Origin of the sequence: Rhizocola hellebori (assembly GCF_016862955.1) — a bacterium.
GTDB lineage: Bacteria > Actinomycetota > Actinomycetes > Mycobacteriales > Micromonosporaceae > Rhizocola > Rhizocola hellebori.
Genome location: NZ_BONY01000014.1, coordinates 1 through 19,182, shown reverse-complemented (window position 1 = coordinate 19,182; position 19,182 = coordinate 1). Strand labels below are relative to the sequence as shown.

Sequence of the window (19,182 nt, the reverse complement as noted above, 5' to 3'; positions counted from 1 at the left end):
ATCATGGCGTTACGGTGTAGTTCATGACCCTGCTCACCGCCCCCGCCGAGGGAACGCCCGCCCCGGCGGTCACCCCGGCGCAGCTTCGCGAGGTGGTGACCCGTTTTGCCGCCGGAACTGGCCCGGTGGCGGTTGATGCCGAGCGCGCCTCTGGATTCCGTTACAGCCAGCGCGCCTATTTGGTGCAGCTGCGCCGGCAGGGCAGCGGCACCGCCCTGATCGACCCGGTGCCCTTGGGCGATCTCTCCGCGCTCGACGAAGCGCTCGCCGACGCCGAATGGGTGCTGCACGCCGCCAGCCAGGACCTGCCCTGCCTCGCCGAGCTGGGGCTGCGCCCGAAACGGTTGTTCGACACCGAGCTTGCCGCGCGTCTGGCCGGCCTGGAACGGGTCGGCCTCGCCGCGCTCACCGAGCAGCTGCTCGGCTTCGCCTTGGAAAAACACCACTCCGCGGCCGACTGGTCCACGCGGCCACTGCCCCAGGAGTGGCTCACCTACGCCGCGCTCGATGTGGAGCTGCTGGTGCCGTTGCGCGATGCGCTCGCCGAACAGCTCGAGGAACAGGGCAAGAGCGAGTGGGCCGCCGAGGAGTTCGCCGCGCTCGCCCGCAATGGGGCCCGGCCGCCGCGAGCCAAGGCCGATCCCTGGCGCAGAACCTCTGGCCTGCATCGGGTGCGCGGCGCTCGCGCCCAGGCTCGGGTCCGGGCGCTCTGGTATGCCCGCGACACCATCGCCCAGCGCCGCGACACCGCCCCGGGCCGGGTGCTCTCCGATGCAGCCATCGTGGCCGCGGCGGAGATGGATCCGAAGACCGAGCGCGAGTTGTTGCTGCTGCCCGGCTTCGGCGGCCGGTCGGTGCGCCGGCTCGCCACCCAATGGCTCGACGCGCTGACCGAGGCGCGCGGGTTGCCCGACGACGCCCTGCCGGTCGCCCCACAGTTCGAGGGCCCACCGCCGGCCCACCGCTGGGCCGACAAGGATCCGGTCGCGGCGGAGCGGCTGGCCCGCTGCCGGGAGGTCGTCACCAAGACCGCCGAGGAGCACACCCTCCCGCCGGAGAACCTGATCACGCCGGAGTTCATCCGGCGGCTGGCCTGGGAGCCGCCCTCCCCGATCGACGTGCAGACCGTCACCGACTTTCTCACCGGCTACGGCGCCCGCCAATGGCAGTGTGATCTGCTCGCCGAGGAGCTGAGCCACGCGCTGGCCGCCGCCCCGGCCGCGCCGGAGACCCAGCCATGACCGCGATCATCCATCCCGAGCCGCTGGAACGGCTGCAGGTCGGGCCCAGCCAGCTGCTGATCCGGTTGCGCAGCGAGGACACCGGCGGAGAACTGTCCATAGTGGAGTTCGACCTGCCGGCCGGGGCGATGGGCGCCATGCCGCACATCCACCACGGCCACACCGAGGACTTCGTCATCATGGCCGGTGAGGTCACCTTCGACGTGCTGGCCGAGGGGCAGCTCGGCGCTGCGGTGATAGGCGTGGGCGGCACCGTCTCGGTCCCGCCCGGGGTGGCACACGGCTTCCGCAACGACTCCGCCGGGCCGGCGAAGGTGATCGGGCTGTTCCGGCCGGGTGGCTACGAGCGGTACTTCCGCGACGTGCACGAGATGGTGATGGCCGGGCACACCCCCACCGCCGAGGATCTCGCCGATCTGCGCGGCAGGTACAACACGACGAGCCTCTAGATGGCCTGGGCGCCGGTGACCTTCCATTGGCCGCCGACCCGGGTCATCGTCAGCACCACGCGGTTCTGGTCCACCTTCTCGCCGGTGATATTGACATTTCGCCGGTACTGGTTGAGGTAGACGAGCACCTCCGCGTGATCTGAGCCCGACGAGATGATGCCCACCGACCCGGCCTGTGCCGTGACCACCGCCTGCTCCTTGATGGCCGCGTCCTTGAGCGCGGCGGTCGTCTGGGCGTACTCGTCGGCGAACGATCCCGCCGCGAAGGAGCGCCCGCCGGAGACGCTGGCGTCGAAGCTTCGGTAGTCGTAGGAGAACAGGGCCACGGCCGCGGCCGGGGCGACCGCCAGACACTCCCCAGCCGCGGCCTGCTCGCGACCCATCCGGCCGCTGTCGTAAAGCGCCACCGCACCGAGCGCGGCCATCACGACAACCCCGATGAGCAATGCCCTCACCCCACGAAGAGCAGCTTGGAAACGCGCCACCGGTCACTCCCCTCCTCTAGCACCAGGTCAAGCTGGATGCGGTAATGCGCCACCCGGCCCTCAGGCGACTTGACGTTCTTCACTGTCGCGTCGACCGCCACCAGCGCCACCGCCGAGTCGGCGTCCGCGTTCACCAGAGCCGCCCGCAGCACGTTGCCGCCGGACTGCACCTTGTTCTCCAGCACCGCCGCCCGCACGGTCGGCATGCCGCGCTGGTATTCATCACCGAACTCTCCGGTCGCGCCGAGCGCCACACGGGACAGATCCTGATCGACGGTGGCCGCATTGATGGAGACGAAATCCACCGCGAACTGGCGAGCGGCCGCGAGCGCGGCCGCTGCCGCGGCGCTGCGCTGCCTTGCCTGGAACCAGGTGTAGCCCGCGTATCCGGAAGCGATCGAGATCACGACGAGCAGCGCGGCGACAATGCGCACTTTCATGGCAACAACAGCACCTTCCATGATTGGGCTCCGGCGGAGGCGGCCTGGCCGCCCGTGCCGCCGAACCAGATGGGTAGCCCGTCCGGTCCGATGACGAGCCCGGTGACCGGGTCGTAGGTGGCCACCGGCACGACGGGGCTCGTACCGGTGGCCGTATCCGTGGACGGCCCCGGCCCAAGGGAGGAGCCTTGGGCCAGGGGTGCAGGTGTTGGGCCCGCGCCCGCCCGCGGAGCATTGGAGGAGCTGCGCACGCCGGATCCTTGGCCCAGCTCCGAGCCGGAGCAACGGTAGGGCTGCCCGCTGCGGTAGTAGTTGCATGCCGGTGGGTCGCTGACGTTCAGCGCCAGTCCGAGATGGGCGGTCCCGTCGCCGGGGGCGACGGTGAAGGCGCCCGACACCACCGCCGGGTAGACGACGAGCAGCTGCTCGATGCCGGCGAGATGCCGCAAGCCGATGCCGTTGACGGTGATGAGGTTGCCCAGCAGCGGGGCCAGCGAGGGTTCCACATCCCGAAGCAGCCCAAGCAGTTCCGTCGCGGCGGGCGGCCCATTGGCCAGCAGCTGCCGCAGATCCGGGTCGGCCTCGCGCACCGACTTGGTGAGCTGAGCCAGAGCGGAGGCGAATCGGCGGATGTTCGCCCCGCTGTCGATCTGGGTCTGCAGCACGGTCGCGGAGTCCGCGATGAGCGCCGAGGTCTCGGGCAGCCGCTTGGACGCCTCTTCGAGAAGGGCGCTGTTGGCGTCGAGGATCAGGCGCAGCGCCGCCTCATTGCCCTCGAACGCGGTGCCCAGCTCGTCGATGACCACCGCCAGCTCGCCGACGTCGACCGAGGAGACCAGTGCGTCCAGATTGGACAGCAGCGTCTCGATCGGCAGCGGAAGGCCCGTCCGGTCGGCTGGGATCACCTCTCCTGGCTGGAGAAATGGTCCGTGCTCGGTCTCCGGGCGCAGGTCGACATACTGTTCCCCGACCGCCGAGCGGTGTGCCACCACCGCCCGCAGCTCACGCGGCACCTGAACCCCACCGTCCAGGTGCAGCGCAACCCTCACCCCGGCCTCGTGCAGCGCCACCGAGCGCACCCTGCCCACCGGGACACCGCGATAGTTCACCGACGCGCCCTCGAAGATCCCGCCGCTGTGCGTGAAGTCGGCGTAGACCAGGTAACGCCCGGTGAACTGGTCACCCAGGCCCACATATCGCACCGCCACGTAGCCGATCCCGAGCAGCCCCGCGAGCGCGAAGACAAGCAGCCGCAACCGGATCATGCCGGCTCCCCTCCGATCAGCAGCGCCGAGAGACCGCCGCGCATCCCGGCCACCTCGCCGGTCATCGGGTCAGACCTGCCCAGCCGCACCCCGGGCAGGATCGGTGGCAGCCCCGGCAAAGAAGGCAGCAGCCCGGACGGCAGCACGGTGGGCAACGGCAACGGGGGCAGGCTCGGCAACGGCAGTGGGGGCAGGCTCGGCAACGGCAACGTGGGCAGCTGTGGCAGCGGCAGCTGAGGCAGCGCGGGCAGTGGCGCCCCGCCCGCCGACGCCATCAGATTGGCCAGGATCGAAGCCGCGTCAAGGTCGAGCGTCGCGTGCAGGCGGACGAAGTCACCCGTGATCGCCTTCTGCGCGTTGGGCGGGAACGGGAAGGTCAAAGCAAAGTCGATGCCCTTGGGCAACGCGTCGCCCGCCGCGACGAGATTATCGAGGATCGGCTGCAGCGCCTTGAGCGAGGCGACGGTGTCCTTCGCGCTGGCGTCGATGACCCTTACCCCCACCTCGCTCAGATCGCGCAACGCGACCAGCGCGTCGGTGAGCTGCTCGCGTTGCTGCGCCAGCACGGTCAGGCCCGGCGCCAGCGCGTCGAGCGCGTTGCCGATGACCTCGGTCTGCGTGGCGAGCCCGGCGGCGAGGCGGTCGAGCGCTTCTATCGTCTTGACGATCTCGGCCTTCTGCGCATCGAGGCCGGTGATGAACCGGTCGAGCTCGTGCAGGGCCCCCTTGGCGTCGCCTTCGCGACCGGTCAGCGCCTTGACGACCTCCTGGTTGATCGTCTTGAGCTGGGCCAGGCCGCCACCGTTGAGGAGAAGTCCAAGCGCCGCAAGGACTTCTTCCACTTCGGCGCCCTGCCGGGTGCGGTCCAGGCCGATCAGGTCGCCGTTGCCAAGCTTGCCCTGGCCGGCCTGGCCGGCCTGGCCCGCCGGCGCGGCGAGGGCCACGAACTTCTCGCCCAGCAGGCTGGACTGCCGGATCGCCGCCGTCGCGTTGTCGGGCAGGTCGACCCCCTCGCTGAGTTTCATCCGCACCACCGCCACGAAACCCCTGAGCGTGATTTCCTCGACGCTGCCGACCGTGACGTCGTTGACTTTGACCGCCGCCATCGGTACCAGATCGAGCACATCGGTGAACTCCGCGGTGACCGAATAGGACCGTTGGGTCGCCTCACAACCGGTGAGGAGAAGCAGAAGCAGTACCAGGGCCCGTCTCATGGCAGCAGTCCGCAGGCGACGGGCAGCTGTGCCGCCGGAACGGTTTCGGCGAGCAGCTGGCAGACGAACCGGGCCGGGTCATACGGGCCCAGGGCGTTGTCCCGGGTGTCGGTCGTGCCAGAAGCCGGGTTGTAGGCCAGGTTCAGGTTCGACAACGCCAGCGGCGCCACGTCCAGGACTTCGATCAGGGCGCGTTGCTGGCGAACGAGGATGCCGGTCAGATCGGCCAGCGCGGCCACATTGGCCTTCAGCTCAGCCCGATTCGCCTGGACGAAGGTGGTGATCTCCCGCAGCGCCCGGGCCAGATCCTGTACGGCCGCGCCGAGCTCATCGCCCTCGGCCGCCAGCTGCTCGGAGACCTGTGCCATGCGGCCGTTGAACTCGCGCACCGCGACGTCGCTTCGAGCCAGCATCGTGGTGAACTCCTGCAGGTTCGCCACGGTACCGAACAAATCCTGACGCCCCTCAGAAAGAGTGGTCATCGCCTTGGCGAGGCTGTCGAGAGTCTCGTTCAGGCTCTCGCCGTTGCCCTTCAGGTTCTCCGCGCCGACCCGCACCAACTCCGACAGAGCACCCTCGGCATTGGCGCCGTTGGGCCCGAGCGCGACATTGAGCTTGTCCAGCGCGGCGTAGATCTCGTCCAGCTCGATCGGCACCGCGGTGCGGCCGACGGGCAGCTGAGCCTTGTCCGGCAACACTTCCCCCCGGTCGTAGGCGGGGGCGAGCTGGATGTAGCGATCGCTGACCACGCTCGGCGCGACGATCAGCGCGCCGGCATCGATGGGCACCGGGATCGTCGCGTCGTAGCTCAGCTCCACCCGCACCGTGCGCCCCTGCGGCACCACCCGGGTCACCTTGCCGATGCGCACGCCGAGCACCCTCACGTCGGAGCCCTCATGGATGCCCACCGCGCTGGGAAAAATCGCCGTGACCGTCTTGGCCGGCCGCTGCGGCCACAGCGCCACCGCCGTCACCCCGAGCACCGCGACCAACGGCAGCGCCACAAACGTTCGCCACCTGAAGACACGCCGCCGTTTCTGTTCCGGCTCCTTGGCTGGGACAGGGGTCTGCTCTACGACCGATCCGAGGCTGGCCCGCCAGGCGCGGACCCCGTCGGCCGGATCCTCGCCCAAGCCGCTGCCCGGCTTCCTGCGCGGTAGCGGCGCTGGCTCGGTGCCCACGACATCCGGATACTCCTCCATCAGTTGCCTCCTGTCCGGACCGTGGGAGTGAGGCCCTGCACCAGACCATCCACATAGGAATCGAACCAGCGGCCGTTGCCGACCACATTGGCGAAAGCGTTGACAAAGGGGGCGAGGCTGGTCAGGGTCGCCTCAAGGTTGCTCCGATTGCGTTGCAGCACACCGACCACGGCCCGCAGCTTCTGCAGGGCGGGCTTGAGCGTCTGGCTGTTCTCGGTGATCAGCCCCGAGATCTGGTCCGCTAGCTCAGAAGTGGCGGTGAGCAGGGTGTGGATCGCGTCGCGCCTCCGCTGCACCTCGGCGAGGAGCAGGTTGGCGTCGGTGAGCAGCTTGCGGAACTCCTCGTCGCGCTCGGCCAGCACGCCGGTGACGTTGCGGGCGTGGGCGAGCAGCTCGCGAAGCTGCCCATCGCGCTGCGCCACGGTTTTGGACAGGCGCGACAGCCCGTCCAGGGAGGCCTTGACCGCGGCCGGGGTGTCATCGAAGGTCTCGGTGAGCACGGTGAACGCCTGGGCCAGCTGGGCGGTGTCGATCTGGTCAAGCGTCCCGGCGAGCCCCTGCACGGCCTCGATGACGTCGAACGGCGACGAGGTCCGCTCAAGCGGGATCTCCTCGGTCAGCGAACCCGTCCCCTGCGGGTGCAACGCCAGGTACTTCTGCCCGAGGACGGTTTTGATGCGGATAGTCGCACCTGTTTGGGGGCCGAGCGCCACATCGCTTACGCGGAAGGACACACGCACGTAGGCACCACCGGCGCCGCGCGCGAGCGAGACCGCGGTCACCTTGCCCACCTTGACTCCGGCGACGCGCACCTCGTTGCCCTCGGCCAGCCCGCTGGCGTCGCGGAACGCCGCGGTGTGGGTGTCCCCGCCGCCGATCAGCGGTAGGTCATCGATCCGGAAGGCCGCTACCAGAAGCAGCGCCGCCACGGCCACACCGATCAGGCCGACTCGTGCGGGCTTCACGAGCTGCACTTCGCATTCGTGCCGTGGAAGGTGACCGGGTTGAGTTCGCGCCCGTCGGGCGCGATCACGCGACCGTCGAAGTCGCACAGGTAGAAGTTGAACCACGAGCCGTAGGAGGCTGTCCGGGTCAGCGCCCGCAGCCTTTCGGGCGCGTTCGCGAGCGTCGACTCGATCGCGGCCGTATTGGCCTGCAGCGTGCCGGTCAGGGTGTTCAGGGCGGAGATGTCGGCGGCCAGCGCGGGCCGGGCGTCGTGCAGCAACCCGGTCGTCGCCTGGGCCAGACCGCCGATGTTGGCGATGGCGTCGCCGATGGCCTCCCTGTCCGCGGCGAGACCGGAGACGAAGAGCTGCAACTGTTTCACGGTCTCGTTGAGCTGGGCGTCGCGCTGGTCCAGCACGCCGAGCACCTGATTGAGGTTGGTGATCACGCGGCCGATCAGCTCGTCGCGATCGGCCAGGGTGGTGGTCAGCGAGGCGGTGCGCTCCAGCAGATGGGTCACCGTGCCGCCCTCGCCCTGCAGCAGCTTGATGATTTCGTAGGCGAACCCGTTGACGTCCTGCGGTGACAGGCCGGTGAACAACGGCCGGAACCCGTTGAACACCACGGTCAGGTCCAGCGCCGGCGTGGTCTGGCCCAGCGGAATCAACCCGTTGGGGCGCAGGCGTTCCGCAGTGGGGCCTTCGCTCAGCGCGAGGTAGCGCTGCCCGACCAGATTGCGATATCGAATCTTCGCCTTGGTCGAAGCGGTCAGCGGCACTGCGGGGTCGACAGTGAATTCGAGCTCTGCGGTGGCACCGTCGACCAGGCGGATGTCGGTGACCTCACCCACCTTGACTCCGGCGATGCGCACGTCGTCGCCAGCGAGCACCCCGGCGACGTCGGTGAAGCGGGCGCGATAGGCGGTGCCCCCGCCGCTGAAAGCGCCCAGCGTCTGCGCCAGCGCGCCGGTGGCAAGCACCGTCACGACGGCGAAAACGACGAGTTTGAGGAGAGATTTCACGACGCGTTCACCACCGTTCCGCGCAGCAGCGGCCCCCACAGCAGGGTGGCCAGATCGGGCACCTGGTCCGGGGTGGTGCCGCTGTTGACCGCCAGCAAACCCTTCAGCAGCTGGCGTTCCACGCCGTAGTCGTAGCCGTCGTTGAGCTCGACCCCGGGCGCTGGCACATGCACGTTTCCGGGCAGCCCATGGCAGTCCGGGCCGTTGTGCGCGCCGTAGACCGGCTCGTCGCGGCCCTTGACGAACTTCCCGTTGTCTTTGGTCACCTCGAGGGTGATGTGCATCCGGCCGGTGGCGAAGACCTTCTCCACCCGGGGCTGCAGGGTCACCAATCCCTTGAGCAGGCAAGGATATTCTGGCGCGTAGGCAGCCAGCAGCTCGAGCACGGGCCGGCTCACCTGGCCCAGCTGGATGATCCTCGCCTCATGCGTGGTGAGGACGCGGTCGGCGCCCTGGGCCAGATCAGTGGTACTGATGAGGAAACGGCTCAGCTGGTCGCGCTGCTGACTCACCGTGGTCGCGGTGACGGTGACATTGCGCAGCACCTCCAGCAGATCGGGCAGCGCGCCGTGGTAGAAGTCGAGCACCGCGCTGAGGCGTCGCACATCCGCTTCGATCGTCGGCATCTGCTCGTTGAGCGCGGCCAGATAGCCGTTGGCCACAGCGAGGTCGTTGCCGAGCCGGTTGCCGCGGCCGTCAAGCGCATAGGCCAGCGCTCCCAGCGTCGCGGCGAGTTTGTCCGGCTTGATGGCTTGTAGCAGGGGAAGGGCCTGGTCGAGGATCCGCTCCAGCTCGACCGCGTTCTCCGAACGGTCCTGGCCAATGGTGACGCCCGCTCTCAGCGCGGGTCCGCTGCCCGCACCGACCAGCTCCACATAGCGCTCGCCGAACAGCGTTTTCGGGAGCAGGCGCGCGCTGACGTCGGCCGGGATGTGGCCGATGAGCGCGGGGTCGAGGGCCAGCCGCAACGTTGCCGTCGAACCGTTGGCACTAATGGATCGCACGTCTCCGACGATGACGCCGCGATACTTGACGTCCGCGCCCTGGGACAGCTGCATTCCGGCGTGGGTGGTCTGCAGGGTCACCCAGCTCACAGAGGTAAAAGCCTTGCGGTAGACCAGAACACTGGTCGCCAGCAGGCCCGCCAGCAGCGCGACGAAGGCCGCTCCGAGTAGGCGTCTCATCCGGCGATCCGCACTGTCGTGGTGGCGCCCCAGATGGCGAGGGAGAGGAAGAAGTCCACGATGTTCACGCTGACGATGGCGGCGCGCACCGCGCGTCCCACCGCCACGCCGACCCCGGCCGGGCCGCCGGTGGCGTGAAAGCCGTAGTAGCAGTGGATTCCGATCACGATCACGCTGAAGACGAGCACCTTGGCGAAGGACCAGAGCACATCGGCCGGTGGCAGGAACAGGTCGAAGTAGTAGTCGTAGGTGCCTGGCGATTGTCCGAAGTAGATGGTGGCGATGCCCCGGGTGGCCAGGTAACTGGCGAGCAGACCCAGCACGTAGAGCGGGATGACCGCGATGAAGCCGGCGATCACGCGGGTGGTGACCAGGAACGGGACAGAGGGCACCGCCATCACCTCAAGCGCATCCACCTCCTCCGAGATGCGCATCGCGCCAAGTTGCGCGGTGAAGCCGCAACCCACCGTCGCTGACAGCGCGAGCGCGGCAACGAGAGGGGAGATCTCCCGGGTGTTGAAGTAGGCGGAGATGAAGCCGGTGAAGGCGCTGCTGCCGATCTGGTTGAGGGCTTGATATCCCTGCAGGCCTACCTCGGTACCCGTAAAGAAGGTCATAAAGCAAATGACGCCAACAGTTCCGCCCACTACGGCCAGACCGCCCCGGCCGAAACTGATCTCCGCAAGCAGCCGCGCCACTTCGCGTTTGTAACGGCTCACGGTGCGCGGGGTCCAGGCGGCCACCCGGCCGTAGAAGGCGAGCTGCCCGCCAAGTGTGTCGAGGAAACGCATCACGACCCCTTCTGCGGAACGACCTGGAAGTAGATCGCGGTCATCACGAAGTTGAGCGCGAACAGCAGCATGAAGGTGACGACGACCGACTGGTTCACCGCGTCGCCGACACCCTTGGGGCCGCCCTTGGCATTCAGCCCCAGATAGGTGGCGACCAACGCGGCCACCAGACCGAAGACGAGCGCCTTGATCTCGCCGGAGATGAGATCTGGCAACTGCCCCAGCGCCTGGAAGCTCGCCAGATAGGCGCCCGGGGTGCCGCCCTGCATGACGACGTTGAACAGGTAGCCGCCCGAGACTCCAACTACGCTCACGATGCCGTTGAGTAGGACGGCTACCAGCATGGAGGCGGCGACCCGGGGGACCACAAGACGCGAGACGGGATCGATGCCGAGAACGCGCATGGCGTCCAGCTCCTCGCGTATCTTGCGGGCCCCCAGGTCGGCGCAGATCGCCGAGCCCCCAGCCCCGGCGATGATGAGAGCGGTGACAATCGGTCCCGCTTCACGGACAACTGCTAGCACCGACGCGGCTCCGGTGAATGATTGCGCGCCAAGCTGCCGGACGAGCGAACCCAGTTGCAGCGCAATGACCGCGCCGAACGGGATGGACACCAAAGCCGCCGGCGCGATGGACACCGACGAGATGAACCAGGCCTGCTGCACGAACTCGCGCAATTGCCAGGGCCGCCGGAACATGGCGCGCAACGCGTGCCCGCAGTAGATGAGGAACTCGCCGATCAGGGTCATTGGAACGACCCCTCGGGCGGTGTCACACCATTTTCCCGGCACCATTGTCCGGGTACCCGTTCCGCGCGCCTGGCCCGAAAGTCAGAAGGGCGAAGCTGCAGCGGGATGGCGGGCAGCGGGGGCAGCCGAACCCCGGTCGCCGCCTCGGCGGCCAGCGAGTCCGCGTCCTTCTCCTCGGTCATGCCGATCGGCCCGATGCGTTGCGCGTTGAGGAACTGGCGCACCACCGGCTCTTTGCTCGACAGCAGCATCTCGCGCGGCCCGAACATGGCGAGGTGACCGTGGTAGATCAGGCCGATGTTGTCGGGAACGGTTCGCGCGGTGTTGATGTCGTGCGTGACGATCAGGAACGTGGCGTCGAGCTGCTGGTTCAGGTCGACGATGAGCTGGTTGAGATAGGCGGTGCGCACCGGGTCCAGGCCCGAGTCGGGCTCGTCGAACAGAACGATCTGCGGCTCGAGCACCAGAGCGCGGGCGAGCCCGGCCCGTTTGCGCATGCCGCCGGAGATCTCGCCGGGCAGCTTGGACTCGGCCCCGATAAGGCCCACCATGTCTAGCTTTTCCGACACGATGCCTTTGATCTGGGTTTCCGATTTGCGGGTGTGCTCGCGAAGCGGGAACGCCACGTTGTCGTAGATGTTCATCGAGCCGAACAGGGCGCCGTCCTGGAACAGCACGCCGAAAAGCTTGCGGATCTCGTACAGGTCGCGTTCCTTGAGCTTGGTCAGATCGCTTTGCGCGATCCAGACCGAGCCGCGATCCGGTCGCAATAAGCCGACCAATGTCTTGAGAAATACGGATTTGCCGGTCCCGGACGGGCCGAGCAGAACCGAGATTTCGCCCGCGGGCAGGGTGAGGCTCACGTCCGACCAGACGTTGACGTGGCCGAATGACTTGGTCAGCCCCTCAACCCGAACCTCGACTCCCATGTTCGGGTAATCGGCGTAGCCCACTTTGGTGTTACAAACTATTTTCGGGTTAACCTGCTGCAGTGACTTGGTCGGAGACGGAGCTTGTGGACCGCGCTGTGCGCGGCGAGCCCGACGCCATGGCCGCGTTACTCGGCAACGTCCAGCCCGGGGTCATCAAATATTGCCGGGCGCGGCTGGGCAAGACAGGTGGCGCTTTCACCACCGCCGACGATGTCTCGCAAGAGGTCTGTGTCGCACTGTTGAAGGCGCTTCCCCGCTATAGGCACCAGGGTGTGCCATTTTCGGCGTTTGTTTATGGAATCGCCGCCCGCAAGGTAACGGACGCACAGCGCGCCGCGATGAAACTAGCGGTGCCCGCGGCCGAAGCCACCTTCGAGCGGCCCGACGCCGCCCCGGGGCCGGAACAGCAGGCGGTCAGCGCCGATCAGGCCAAGCTGCTCAACCAACTGCTCGATCACCTGCCGGAGACCCAGCGCGAGATAGTGGTGCTGCGGGTCGCGGTCGGGCTCAGCGCCGACGAGGTGGGCAGCGTGCTCAACATGACCTCGGTGGCGGTGCGGGTGGCGCAGTCCCGGGCGCTGGCCAAGCTGCGCAACCTGGCAGCCGGAATTTTCGACGAGCCTATGGAGAGGAGGGCGGTATGACCATAGACAACGATGACGCCCTGCTCGACGCGCTCGGCCGGGGCGAGCCGGCTCCCGAAGGCGACGTGGTGGCCAATCTGCTGGCGGCCTGGCAATCCGAAATCTCCGATATCGACCCCGCCGTCCTGCGCCCCGCCACGCCGACAGCGCCTCAGCCGCGCCGCCGCAACCGCTCAGCCGCCGACATAGCCGACCTCCGCCAAAGCCCGGGTCCGCTCGACCCGGTCGGCAACGAACTTGAGCCAGAGCAGACCGCCGAGCCCGACGCGACCGCAGACCCGGGCCGACGCGCGGCCGGTGGCTCAAGGCGCACCGCCCCGGGCGCAACGGTGAGGCCGCCCGGCGCGGGCGGGCCTCAGCGAGGGCCAAGGCGGGGGCCCCGACCATTGATCGTGGCGATCGCGGCCGCCTTGCTCGCTTTCGGTGGGGTGGCCGGCGCCTCGGCAACGGCCGAGCCGGGCAGCCCGCTGTGGCCGATCGCCAAACTGGTCTGGAGCGACAAGGCCGACTCGAAGGTCGCCGAGAAGGAGGCGCAGCGACTGCTGGGCGAAGCCCGGCAAGCGCTGGCCGACAACCGGGCCCAGGTGGCGATCGATCTCGTGGGCTCGGCCGGGAAAGCCATCGCCCGCGTCACCACCCCAGCGATGAAACAGCGGCTGCAGGAGGAGGCGGACGAGATCCTGGCGCAAGCCCTGAAGCTGGGCGGCGTGACGCTTCCGCAGCCAGGACAGACCGGGCAGCCGACCATCGCGCCGCCACCGGGTCAGACCCTCGCCCCGTCGACCGGGGCTTCCCCTACGCCGAGTAAGACCGGACTGCTGCCACCGATCCTGCCCAGCATTCTGCCAACTCTGCTGCCCAGCCTGCCCCTCCTTGGCTGAGCCCCCTATCCTGGGCACGTGTTGATCGAGTTCAGCGTCCTCGGACCTCTGACGCTCAACGCTGACACCACACCGATCTCGGTTCCCGCCCTCATGCAGCGCAGGCTGCTCGCCCTGTTCCTTTCCCAGGGCGGCAGCCCACTATCGATCGATGTCATCGCGGACGCGCTGTGGGACAACGACCCGCCCCGCACGGCCCGCAAGACCCTGCTCATCTACATCCATCGCCTGCGCCGCCTGCTCGGTGAGGACATCATTTCGCTCGGCACCTCCGGGTACCGGATGCGGATCCTCCCGGCCGACTCGCAAACCTTCATCGAGCTGGCCGCCGAGGTCGTGTCGGCCCAGCAGGGCGGCGACCCCGTCCGCGCCTACGCCGTGGCCGAGCGCGCCCTTGCCCTGTGGCGCGGCCCGGCCTACGCCGACACCCGGGACGTGGCCATGATCGAGGCCGAGGCTGTCCGGCTGGAAGAGCTGAAGCTGACCGTCTTCGAGGAGCAGATGCAAGCCGGCCTCGACCTTGGCCGCCATGCGGAACTGGTCGGCCTGCTGACCACCGCCGTGGCCGAGAACCCTTACCGGGAAAGGCTGAGCGGGCAGCTCCTGCTCGCCCTCTACCGCGGCGGCCGGCAGGTCGAGGCGTGGGAGGTCTACCGGCAGACCTCGCGGCGTCTCGCCGAGGAGCTCGGCGTCGACCCGACGCCCGAGCTGCAGCGGCTGTGGCAGCAGGTGCTGCGGGCCGACCCGGCGCTGGCCGCGCCGCAGCAGAAGAGCCAGCCCACCGGGCCGAACCTGCTTCCCCGCGACATTCCCGACTTCACCGGCCGCGAGCAGGATCTGTCCTGGCTCAACGAGGTGGCCAAGGTCCCGGCCGCCACCGCGGTCATCAGCACCATCGCCGGAATCGCGGGCATGGGCAAGACCGCGCTCGCGGTGCATTGGGCCCATCGCAACATCGACCTTTACCCGGACGGGCAGCTCTATCTCAATCTGCGTGGCTACAGCCCGGGAACACCGGTCAGCTCGCTGGAGGCGCTGGGTCAGCTGCTGCGCTCGGTCGGGCTCCCCCACGACGTGGTCCCGCAACGCGAGGACGAAGCGGCCGCGCTCTACCGGTCCACCCTGGCCGGCAAGCGGATGCTGATCCTGCTCGACAACGCCTCCTCGGTCGACCAGGTGCGGCCGCTGCTTCCGGGCGGGGCGGACAACATGGTCCTCATCACCAGCCGGGACAGGCTGGGCGGGCTGATCGCCCGGGACGGTTCCCGCCGGCTGGACATCGGCGGGCTGAGCCCCGGCGAGGCCCGGCGTCTGCTGGTCCAGATCCTTGGCGCGGCCCGGGTCGACGCCGAGCCGGAGGCGGCCGCCGAGCTTGCCCGCGCCTGCGGGCATCTGCCGCTGGCGCTGCGCATCGCCGCCGCCAACCTGGCCGACCGTCCACATCAGAGCATCGCCGAGTTCAGCAAGTCGCTGCTCGGCAGCGATCGCCTCGGCGGTCTTGAGGTGGACGGAGACCCGCACAGCGCGGTGCGGGCGGTCTTCGCGCTGAGCCTGCGCGATCTGGACGCCGAGTCGGCCACCCTGTTCCGCCGCATCGGGCTGCTGCCGGTCGCCGACGCGGGCGCCTGGGTCGCCCAGGCTCTGCTCGGGGTGGCCGCTGACCGTGCGTTGGCGAGCTTGGCCGAGGCGTCGCTCATCACCACCCGCGAAACCGGCGACGGGTTGCGGTACCACGTCCACGACCTCATGCAGCTCTACGCCCGTGAGCAGGCCGCCGAGCCCGATCTGGCCGCCCTGCGCGGAGCCTACGAAACGTTGCTGTGGCACACCATCGCCGCCGACGAGCGGCTCACGGTACGCAGCTTCCCCTCGCCGCAATGGCCGGTGCGGTGGCCCGAGCCCGGCCCGCGGCCGGAGCCCGCCGATCCCTCGCGCTGGTTCTCCACCGAGCGAACCTTCCTGATCCGCGCGGCGCAGGACGCCGCCGACCGCGGCTGGGCCGGCCTCGCCTGGCGGATCCTGGCCACGATGATGAACTTCGCCACCCACGAGCGCTACACCCAGGAGTGGACGCGGGCCGCCGAATACGTCTACGCCGGGCTCGACGCCCGCGGCGAGGGCGCGGCCGCTCTGCTGCTCGGGCTGGGCACCATGCAGCAGAGCCGGGGCAACCCGTTGCCGGCCCGCCCGCTGCTGCGGCAGGCGCGGCTCAATTTTGTCCAATGTGGAGACACCCGCCGGGCCGCCACCGCGGCCATCCATCTGAGCATGGTCTACCGCCGGCTGGGCCGGGCCCGCCTCGCCGAGGCCTCGGTGAACTGGGCGATCTCCCACCTGGACAGCGCTGAACCGGTGGCGCAGCTGGGCCGGGCCTATCTGGCTCTGGGCAACCTCCGCCTGGAGATCGACCCGGATCCGGAGGCGGCGGTGACCGCCTTCGGCAAAGCGCTGACGGTCATGCGCGCCACCGGCGACCGTTCCGGCGAGGCGAATGTGCTGGCCTGCCTGGGCCAGGCGCGGCGCGCACAGGGCCGGCTCGCCGAGATGATTGTCCACTTTGAACACGCGGCCACCATCATGGCCGAGGTCAACGACCCGGTCGGGCTCTGCATGATCGAAGGCGGCCTGGCTCGGGCGAGGCTCACCGCCGGCGAGCTCGAGCTGGCCCGCGTGCACGCGGAGCGCGCCCTTGGCTGGGCCCAGAACTCGCACAACCTCCAGGGAATGAAGGAGGCGCTGACGGTGCTGGGCGGCATCGCCCTCGATGAGGGCAACCTGGCCGGGGCGCTGGATCGCCTACAGGAAGCCGTCTCGGTGGCGCGGCGGATGGCGGCCCCAGCCTCGCTTGCGCATTCCCTCTTCCCGCTCGCCAAGACGCATGCCGCGCTCGGCGATCTGAACGCCGCCCGAGCCGCCGCACAAGAGGCCCAAACCCTCTACTCCTCGATCAACCGCCCGGAACACGCTGAAATCGCCGCGTGGCTTGAACAACTGTCCTGATCGGCCTGTTGCACCACTAAATATCGGCATGTAACGATGGGCTCCTCTCCATTGAAGGGAGTCCCAAACCATGCGGCGAACCTTGCGAACAGCTGGAATCGTGGCTGGACTACTCGCCCTGACCCTGGGCGCCACCACGGCATCGTGGGCCCACGATCCCTACTCCGCCGAGGGCAAAGAAGAACTCCGCAAGATTATGGCGGACCATGAGCCCGCCGTCCGAATCGGTGACGGCCTCACCATCCAAGCGGCGACACCCTGTGTCAGCGGAATGGCCGGGCAGTACCCGTGTAAGAACATCGATCTGCTGGCCGCCATGCCGCTTTCCACCATCGGCGGTGGCAACGGCAACAGCATGTGGGGCTGGACGGACTCCACGACCGGCAAGGAGTACATCATCTTCGGCCGGACCACCGGTGCCTCGTTCATCGATGTCAGCGTGCCCACCGCTCCCGTATACCTTGGAAATCTTCCGAGTTTCAACGGGACGTCGAGTTCCTGGCGCGACATCAAGGTCTACGCGAACCATGCGTATATCGGGGCGGACTCGATCAGTACCCACGGAATGCAGGTTTTTGATCTGACCAGACTCCGTGGCGTCACCACACCGCAGACCTTCACCGCCGACGCCCGCTACACCGGCTTCGGCAACTCGCACACCCTGTCGGTCAACGAGCAGACCGGCTTCATCTACGCGGTGGGCACCAACACCTGCAGCGGCGGCGTGCACATGGTCAACGTGCAGAGCCCGAAGAACCCGGTCAATGCCGGCTGCGTCAGCAATGACGGCTATGTCCACGAGAACCAGTGCGTGGTCTACCACGGGCCGGACACGACCTACACGGGTCACGAGATCTGCTTCAACTACAACACCGACACACTGACCATTGTGGACATCACCAACAAGTCCGCTCCGGTTCAGCTGTCGCGCACCAGCTACGTCGGTGTCGGCTACACCCACCAGGGCTGGCTGACCGGCGACCACGCGCGCCTGCTCATGGACGACGAGCTCGACTCGGACACCCCCGGCACGAAGACCTTCATCTGGAACGTCTCCGACCTCAACGCCCCGGTCAACACCAGCATGTGGATCAACCCGAACATCACGGCCACCGACCACAACCTCTACATCATCGGTGACCGCACCTACCAAGCCTCCTACCGGGCGGGGCTGCGGATCCTGGACAGCTCAGGCATCGCGTCGAACCAGCTGCAGGAGATCGCCTACTTCGACATTTACCCGGCGTCGAACACCACTGGCTTCAACGGCGCGTGGAACAACTACCCCTTCTTCGCCAGCGGCACGATCGCCATCAGCGGCATCGAACAAGGTCTGTTCCTGGTGAAGCACAACCCGACCAGCCAGCCCCCGCCCACCACGGTCTACAGCGACACCTTCGAGACCGCGACCGGCTGGACCACCAACCCGAACGGCACCGACAACGCGACCACCGGCGCCTGGGAACGCGGCGACCCGGAGGCGACCACCTCCAGCGGCGCCAAGCAGCTGGGCACCACGGTCAGCGGCGTCAACGACCTCGTGACGGGCCGGCTCGCCGGATCGGCCGCGGGCGACTTCGACATCGACGGCGGGACCACCAGCATCCAGTCCCCCGCCATCACGCTGCCGGCCACCGGCACGTTGAACGTCTCCCTGTCCTGGTACCTCGCCCACGGCAGCAACGCTTCCAGCGCTGACTTCTTCCGGGTAAGCATTGTCCACAATGGAGGGACAACGCAGTTGTTCAACCAGGCGGGCGCCGCGAGCAACCGCAACGGCGCTTGGGCCACCGGCACCTGGAACATCTCGGCCTACGCCGGGCAGTCCGTGCGGATCCTCATTCAGGCGGCCGACGCATCGGGCGCAAGCCTGGTCGAGGCTGGCGTGGACAATGTCACGATCACTCAGCAATAGCAGGTTGGCGTACCTGGTCATCGGGTGCGTCTTCCTGGTCACCGCGGCCTACGTGCTGACCGTCCTACCCGGACGGTCAGCACCACCTTCCGAGCCGGCCGCGACGCCCTCGCCATACGTGCACAGCGATGGGCTTTCGGACAGCTTTGAGGGGTACCTGATCCGCCCGGCCGCCGTCCCCACCGCGCGCGGCAAGGACATCCCGTTCGCCTTCCACATCCTGCGACCCGACGGACAGATCCTGTCCGACTACGAGACCGTGCAGGAACGGATGCTCCACCTGTACCTGGTACGCGACGACATGAGCGGTTTCCAGCATCTGCACCCGACCCTGTCCGCCGGGCAGTGGTCGACGCAGGTCACCATCGACGACGGCGGCCCGTACCGGTTCTACGCCGAGTTCACCCCGAAGGGCCGCAGCGTGCTCGGACATCCGATCGTGCTCGGGGTACCTTTCGTGATCGCCGGGGACACCAAGCTCGCCCCGATGCCGGCGCCCGCCTCCGCCAGCGCGGCCGGCCCCTACACCGTCACCCGCCTCGACGGCACCGCTCACCTCATCGCGGGCCGCCCGGCCCTGCTGCGATTCGCGGTGGACGCGCAGTTGGAGCCCTACCTGGGAGCGCTGGCGCACATGTCCGCCTTCGAGGTGCGCACCCAGGCCCTCACCCACCTGCATCCGATCCCCAGCGAGCTGGCCTTCCACACCCAGTTCGCCAACCGCGGGGAGTACCGGCTCTTCATGGACTTCCAGGTGGCCGGGGCGCTGCACCGCGCCGCTTTTACGATCTTCGTCAGTTAATACTGGCGCTGTAATTCTGGCG

General features: G+C 68.3%; 18 protein-coding genes. 7 read left to right on the top strand and 11 right to left on the bottom strand.

Translation table 11 applies throughout. The features are described from left to right. Window positions 1-23: 23 nt before the first annotated feature. Window positions 24-1,241 (top strand): ribonuclease D, encoded by a 1,218-nt coding sequence (locus Rhe02_RS13485; protein WP_203908527.1) that lies wholly within the window; start codon window positions 24-26, stop codon window positions 1,239-1,241. Continuing rightward, window positions 1,238-1,690: a cupin domain-containing protein gene (locus Rhe02_RS13480; RefSeq protein ID WP_203908526.1), complete on the top strand. Its 453-nt coding sequence runs from the start codon at window positions 1,238-1,240 to the stop codon at window positions 1,688-1,690. Before Rhe02_RS13485 ends, Rhe02_RS13480 begins: the two co-directional genes overlap by 4 nt. On the opposite strand, the gene Rhe02_RS13475 is transcribed toward Rhe02_RS13480, so the two are convergent. Genes Rhe02_RS13475 through Rhe02_RS13425 form a run of 11 tightly spaced genes read right to left on the bottom strand, consistent with a single transcriptional unit; the run spans window position 1,687 to window position 11,939 of the window. Next, complete coding sequence (locus Rhe02_RS13475; RefSeq protein ID WP_203908525.1) at window positions 1,687-2,175, bottom strand: hypothetical protein; 489 nt, start codon at window positions 2,173-2,175, stop codon at window positions 1,687-1,689. The genes Rhe02_RS13480 and Rhe02_RS13475 overlap by 4 nt on opposite strands. Beyond that, on the bottom strand, window positions 2,142-2,615 hold the full coding sequence (locus Rhe02_RS13470; protein ID WP_203908524.1) for an Rv1363c family protein: 474 nt from the start codon (window positions 2,613-2,615) through the stop codon (window positions 2,142-2,144). Before Rhe02_RS13470 ends, Rhe02_RS13475 begins: the two co-directional genes overlap by 34 nt. After that, a complete protein-coding gene (locus Rhe02_RS13465; protein WP_203908523.1) occupies window positions 2,612-3,880 on the bottom strand; it encodes an MCE family protein in 1,269 nt (422 codons plus the stop codon). The genes Rhe02_RS13470 and Rhe02_RS13465 overlap by 4 nt, the downstream gene beginning before the upstream one ends. Next, a complete protein-coding gene (locus Rhe02_RS13460; RefSeq protein WP_203908522.1) occupies window positions 3,877-5,094 on the bottom strand; it encodes an MCE family protein in 1,218 nt (405 codons plus the stop codon). The genes Rhe02_RS13465 and Rhe02_RS13460 overlap by 4 nt, the downstream gene beginning before the upstream one ends. Beyond that, window positions 5,091-6,296 (bottom strand): MCE family protein, encoded by a 1,206-nt coding sequence (locus Rhe02_RS13455; protein WP_203908521.1) that lies wholly within the window; start codon window positions 6,294-6,296, stop codon window positions 5,091-5,093. Before Rhe02_RS13455 ends, Rhe02_RS13460 begins: the two co-directional genes overlap by 4 nt. Further along, window positions 6,296-7,261 carry an MCE family protein gene (locus Rhe02_RS13450; protein ID WP_203908520.1) on the bottom strand — a complete coding sequence of 322 codons (966 nt, stop codon included), beginning with the start codon at window positions 7,259-7,261 and terminating at the stop codon, window positions 6,296-6,298. Before Rhe02_RS13450 ends, Rhe02_RS13455 begins: the two co-directional genes overlap by 1 nt. Further along, window positions 7,258-8,262 (bottom strand): MCE family protein, encoded by a 1,005-nt coding sequence (locus Rhe02_RS13445; RefSeq protein ID WP_203908519.1) that lies wholly within the window; start codon window positions 8,260-8,262, stop codon window positions 7,258-7,260. The genes Rhe02_RS13450 and Rhe02_RS13445 overlap by 4 nt, the downstream gene beginning before the upstream one ends. Beyond that, complete coding sequence (locus Rhe02_RS13440; protein ID WP_203908518.1) at window positions 8,259-9,446, bottom strand: MCE family protein; 1,188 nt, start codon at window positions 9,444-9,446, stop codon at window positions 8,259-8,261. Before Rhe02_RS13440 ends, Rhe02_RS13445 begins: the two co-directional genes overlap by 4 nt. Continuing rightward, entirely contained in the window at window positions 9,443-10,237 is a 795-nt protein-coding gene (locus tag Rhe02_RS13435) for an MlaE family ABC transporter permease (RefSeq protein ID WP_203908517.1), read from the bottom strand. The genes Rhe02_RS13440 and Rhe02_RS13435 overlap by 4 nt, the downstream gene beginning before the upstream one ends. Beyond that, window positions 10,237-10,986, bottom strand: a complete 750-nt coding sequence (locus Rhe02_RS13430; protein ID WP_203908516.1) for an MlaE family ABC transporter permease — start codon at window positions 10,984-10,986, stop codon at window positions 10,237-10,239. Before Rhe02_RS13430 ends, Rhe02_RS13435 begins: the two co-directional genes overlap by 1 nt. Beyond that, window positions 10,983-11,939 (bottom strand): ABC transporter ATP-binding protein, encoded by a 957-nt coding sequence (locus Rhe02_RS13425; protein WP_275412614.1) that lies wholly within the window; start codon window positions 11,937-11,939, stop codon window positions 10,983-10,985. The genes Rhe02_RS13430 and Rhe02_RS13425 overlap by 4 nt, the downstream gene beginning before the upstream one ends. Before the next feature lie 38 nt (window positions 11,940-11,977). Between Rhe02_RS13425 and shbA the strand changes: the two genes are divergently transcribed. The 5 genes from shbA to Rhe02_RS13400 all read left to right on the top strand — a co-directional run bounded on the left by shbA (window position 11,978) and on the right by Rhe02_RS13400 (window position 19,160). Next, window positions 11,978-12,562 (top strand): RNA polymerase sigma factor ShbA, encoded by a 585-nt coding sequence (gene shbA / locus Rhe02_RS13420; RefSeq protein WP_239123764.1) that lies wholly within the window; start codon window positions 11,978-11,980, stop codon window positions 12,560-12,562. Next, a complete protein-coding gene (locus Rhe02_RS13415; protein ID WP_203908515.1) occupies window positions 12,559-13,443 on the top strand; it encodes a serine/threonine-protein kinase in 885 nt (294 codons plus the stop codon). Before shbA ends, Rhe02_RS13415 begins: the two co-directional genes overlap by 4 nt. Before the next feature lie 18 nt (window positions 13,444-13,461). Further along, window positions 13,462-16,443, top strand: a complete 2,982-nt coding sequence (locus Rhe02_RS13410; RefSeq protein WP_203908514.1) for an AfsR/SARP family transcriptional regulator — start codon at window positions 13,462-13,464, stop codon at window positions 16,441-16,443. Between the two features lie 70 nt (window positions 16,444-16,513). Then, window positions 16,514-18,358, top strand: coding sequence for a choice-of-anchor B family protein (locus tag Rhe02_RS13405; protein WP_203908513.1), 1,845 nt, complete (start codon window positions 16,514-16,516; stop codon window positions 18,356-18,358). Then, complete coding sequence (locus Rhe02_RS13400; protein WP_203908512.1) at window positions 18,336-19,160, top strand: DUF8832 domain-containing protein; 825 nt, start codon at window positions 18,336-18,338, stop codon at window positions 19,158-19,160. Before Rhe02_RS13405 ends, Rhe02_RS13400 begins: the two co-directional genes overlap by 23 nt. The last annotated feature ends 22 nt before the right edge of the window (window positions 19,161-19,182 follow it).

Bases quoted from the DNA above. Each gene is read 5' to 3' on its own strand.
- Rhe02_RS13485 (WP_203908527.1), top strand. From the start codon at position 24: ATGACCCTGCTCACCGCCCCCGCCGAGGGAACGCCCGCCCCGGCGGTC.
- Rhe02_RS13480 (WP_203908526.1), top strand. From the start codon at position 1,238: ATGACCGCGATCATCCATCCCGAGCCGCTGGAACGGCTGCAGGTCGGG.
- Rhe02_RS13470 (WP_203908524.1), bottom strand. From the start codon at position 2,615: ATGAAAGTGCGCATTGTCGCCGCGCTGCTCGTCGTGATCTCGATCGCT.
- Rhe02_RS13465 (WP_203908523.1), bottom strand. From the start codon at position 3,880: ATGATCCGGTTGCGGCTGCTTGTCTTCGCGCTCGCGGGGCTGCTCGGG.
- Rhe02_RS13460 (WP_203908522.1), bottom strand. From the start codon at position 5,094: ATGAGACGGGCCCTGGTACTGCTTCTGCTTCTCCTCACCGGTTGTGAG.
- Rhe02_RS13455 (WP_203908521.1), bottom strand. From the start codon at position 6,296: ATGGAGGAGTATCCGGATGTCGTGGGCACCGAGCCAGCGCCGCTACCG.
- Rhe02_RS13440 (WP_203908518.1), bottom strand. From the start codon at position 9,446: ATGAGACGCCTACTCGGAGCGGCCTTCGTCGCGCTGCTGGCGGGCCTG.
- Rhe02_RS13435 (WP_203908517.1), bottom strand. From the start codon at position 10,237: ATGCGTTTCCTCGACACACTTGGCGGGCAGCTCGCCTTCTACGGCCGG.
- Rhe02_RS13430 (WP_203908516.1), bottom strand. From the start codon at position 10,986: ATGACCCTGATCGGCGAGTTCCTCATCTACTGCGGGCACGCGTTGCGC.
- Rhe02_RS13415 (WP_203908515.1), top strand. From the start codon at position 12,559: ATGACCATAGACAACGATGACGCCCTGCTCGACGCGCTCGGCCGGGGC.
- Rhe02_RS13405 (WP_203908513.1), top strand. From the start codon at position 16,514: ATGCGGCGAACCTTGCGAACAGCTGGAATCGTGGCTGGACTACTCGCC.
- Rhe02_RS13400 (WP_203908512.1), top strand. From the start codon at position 18,336: ATGTCACGATCACTCAGCAATAGCAGGTTGGCGTACCTGGTCATCGGG.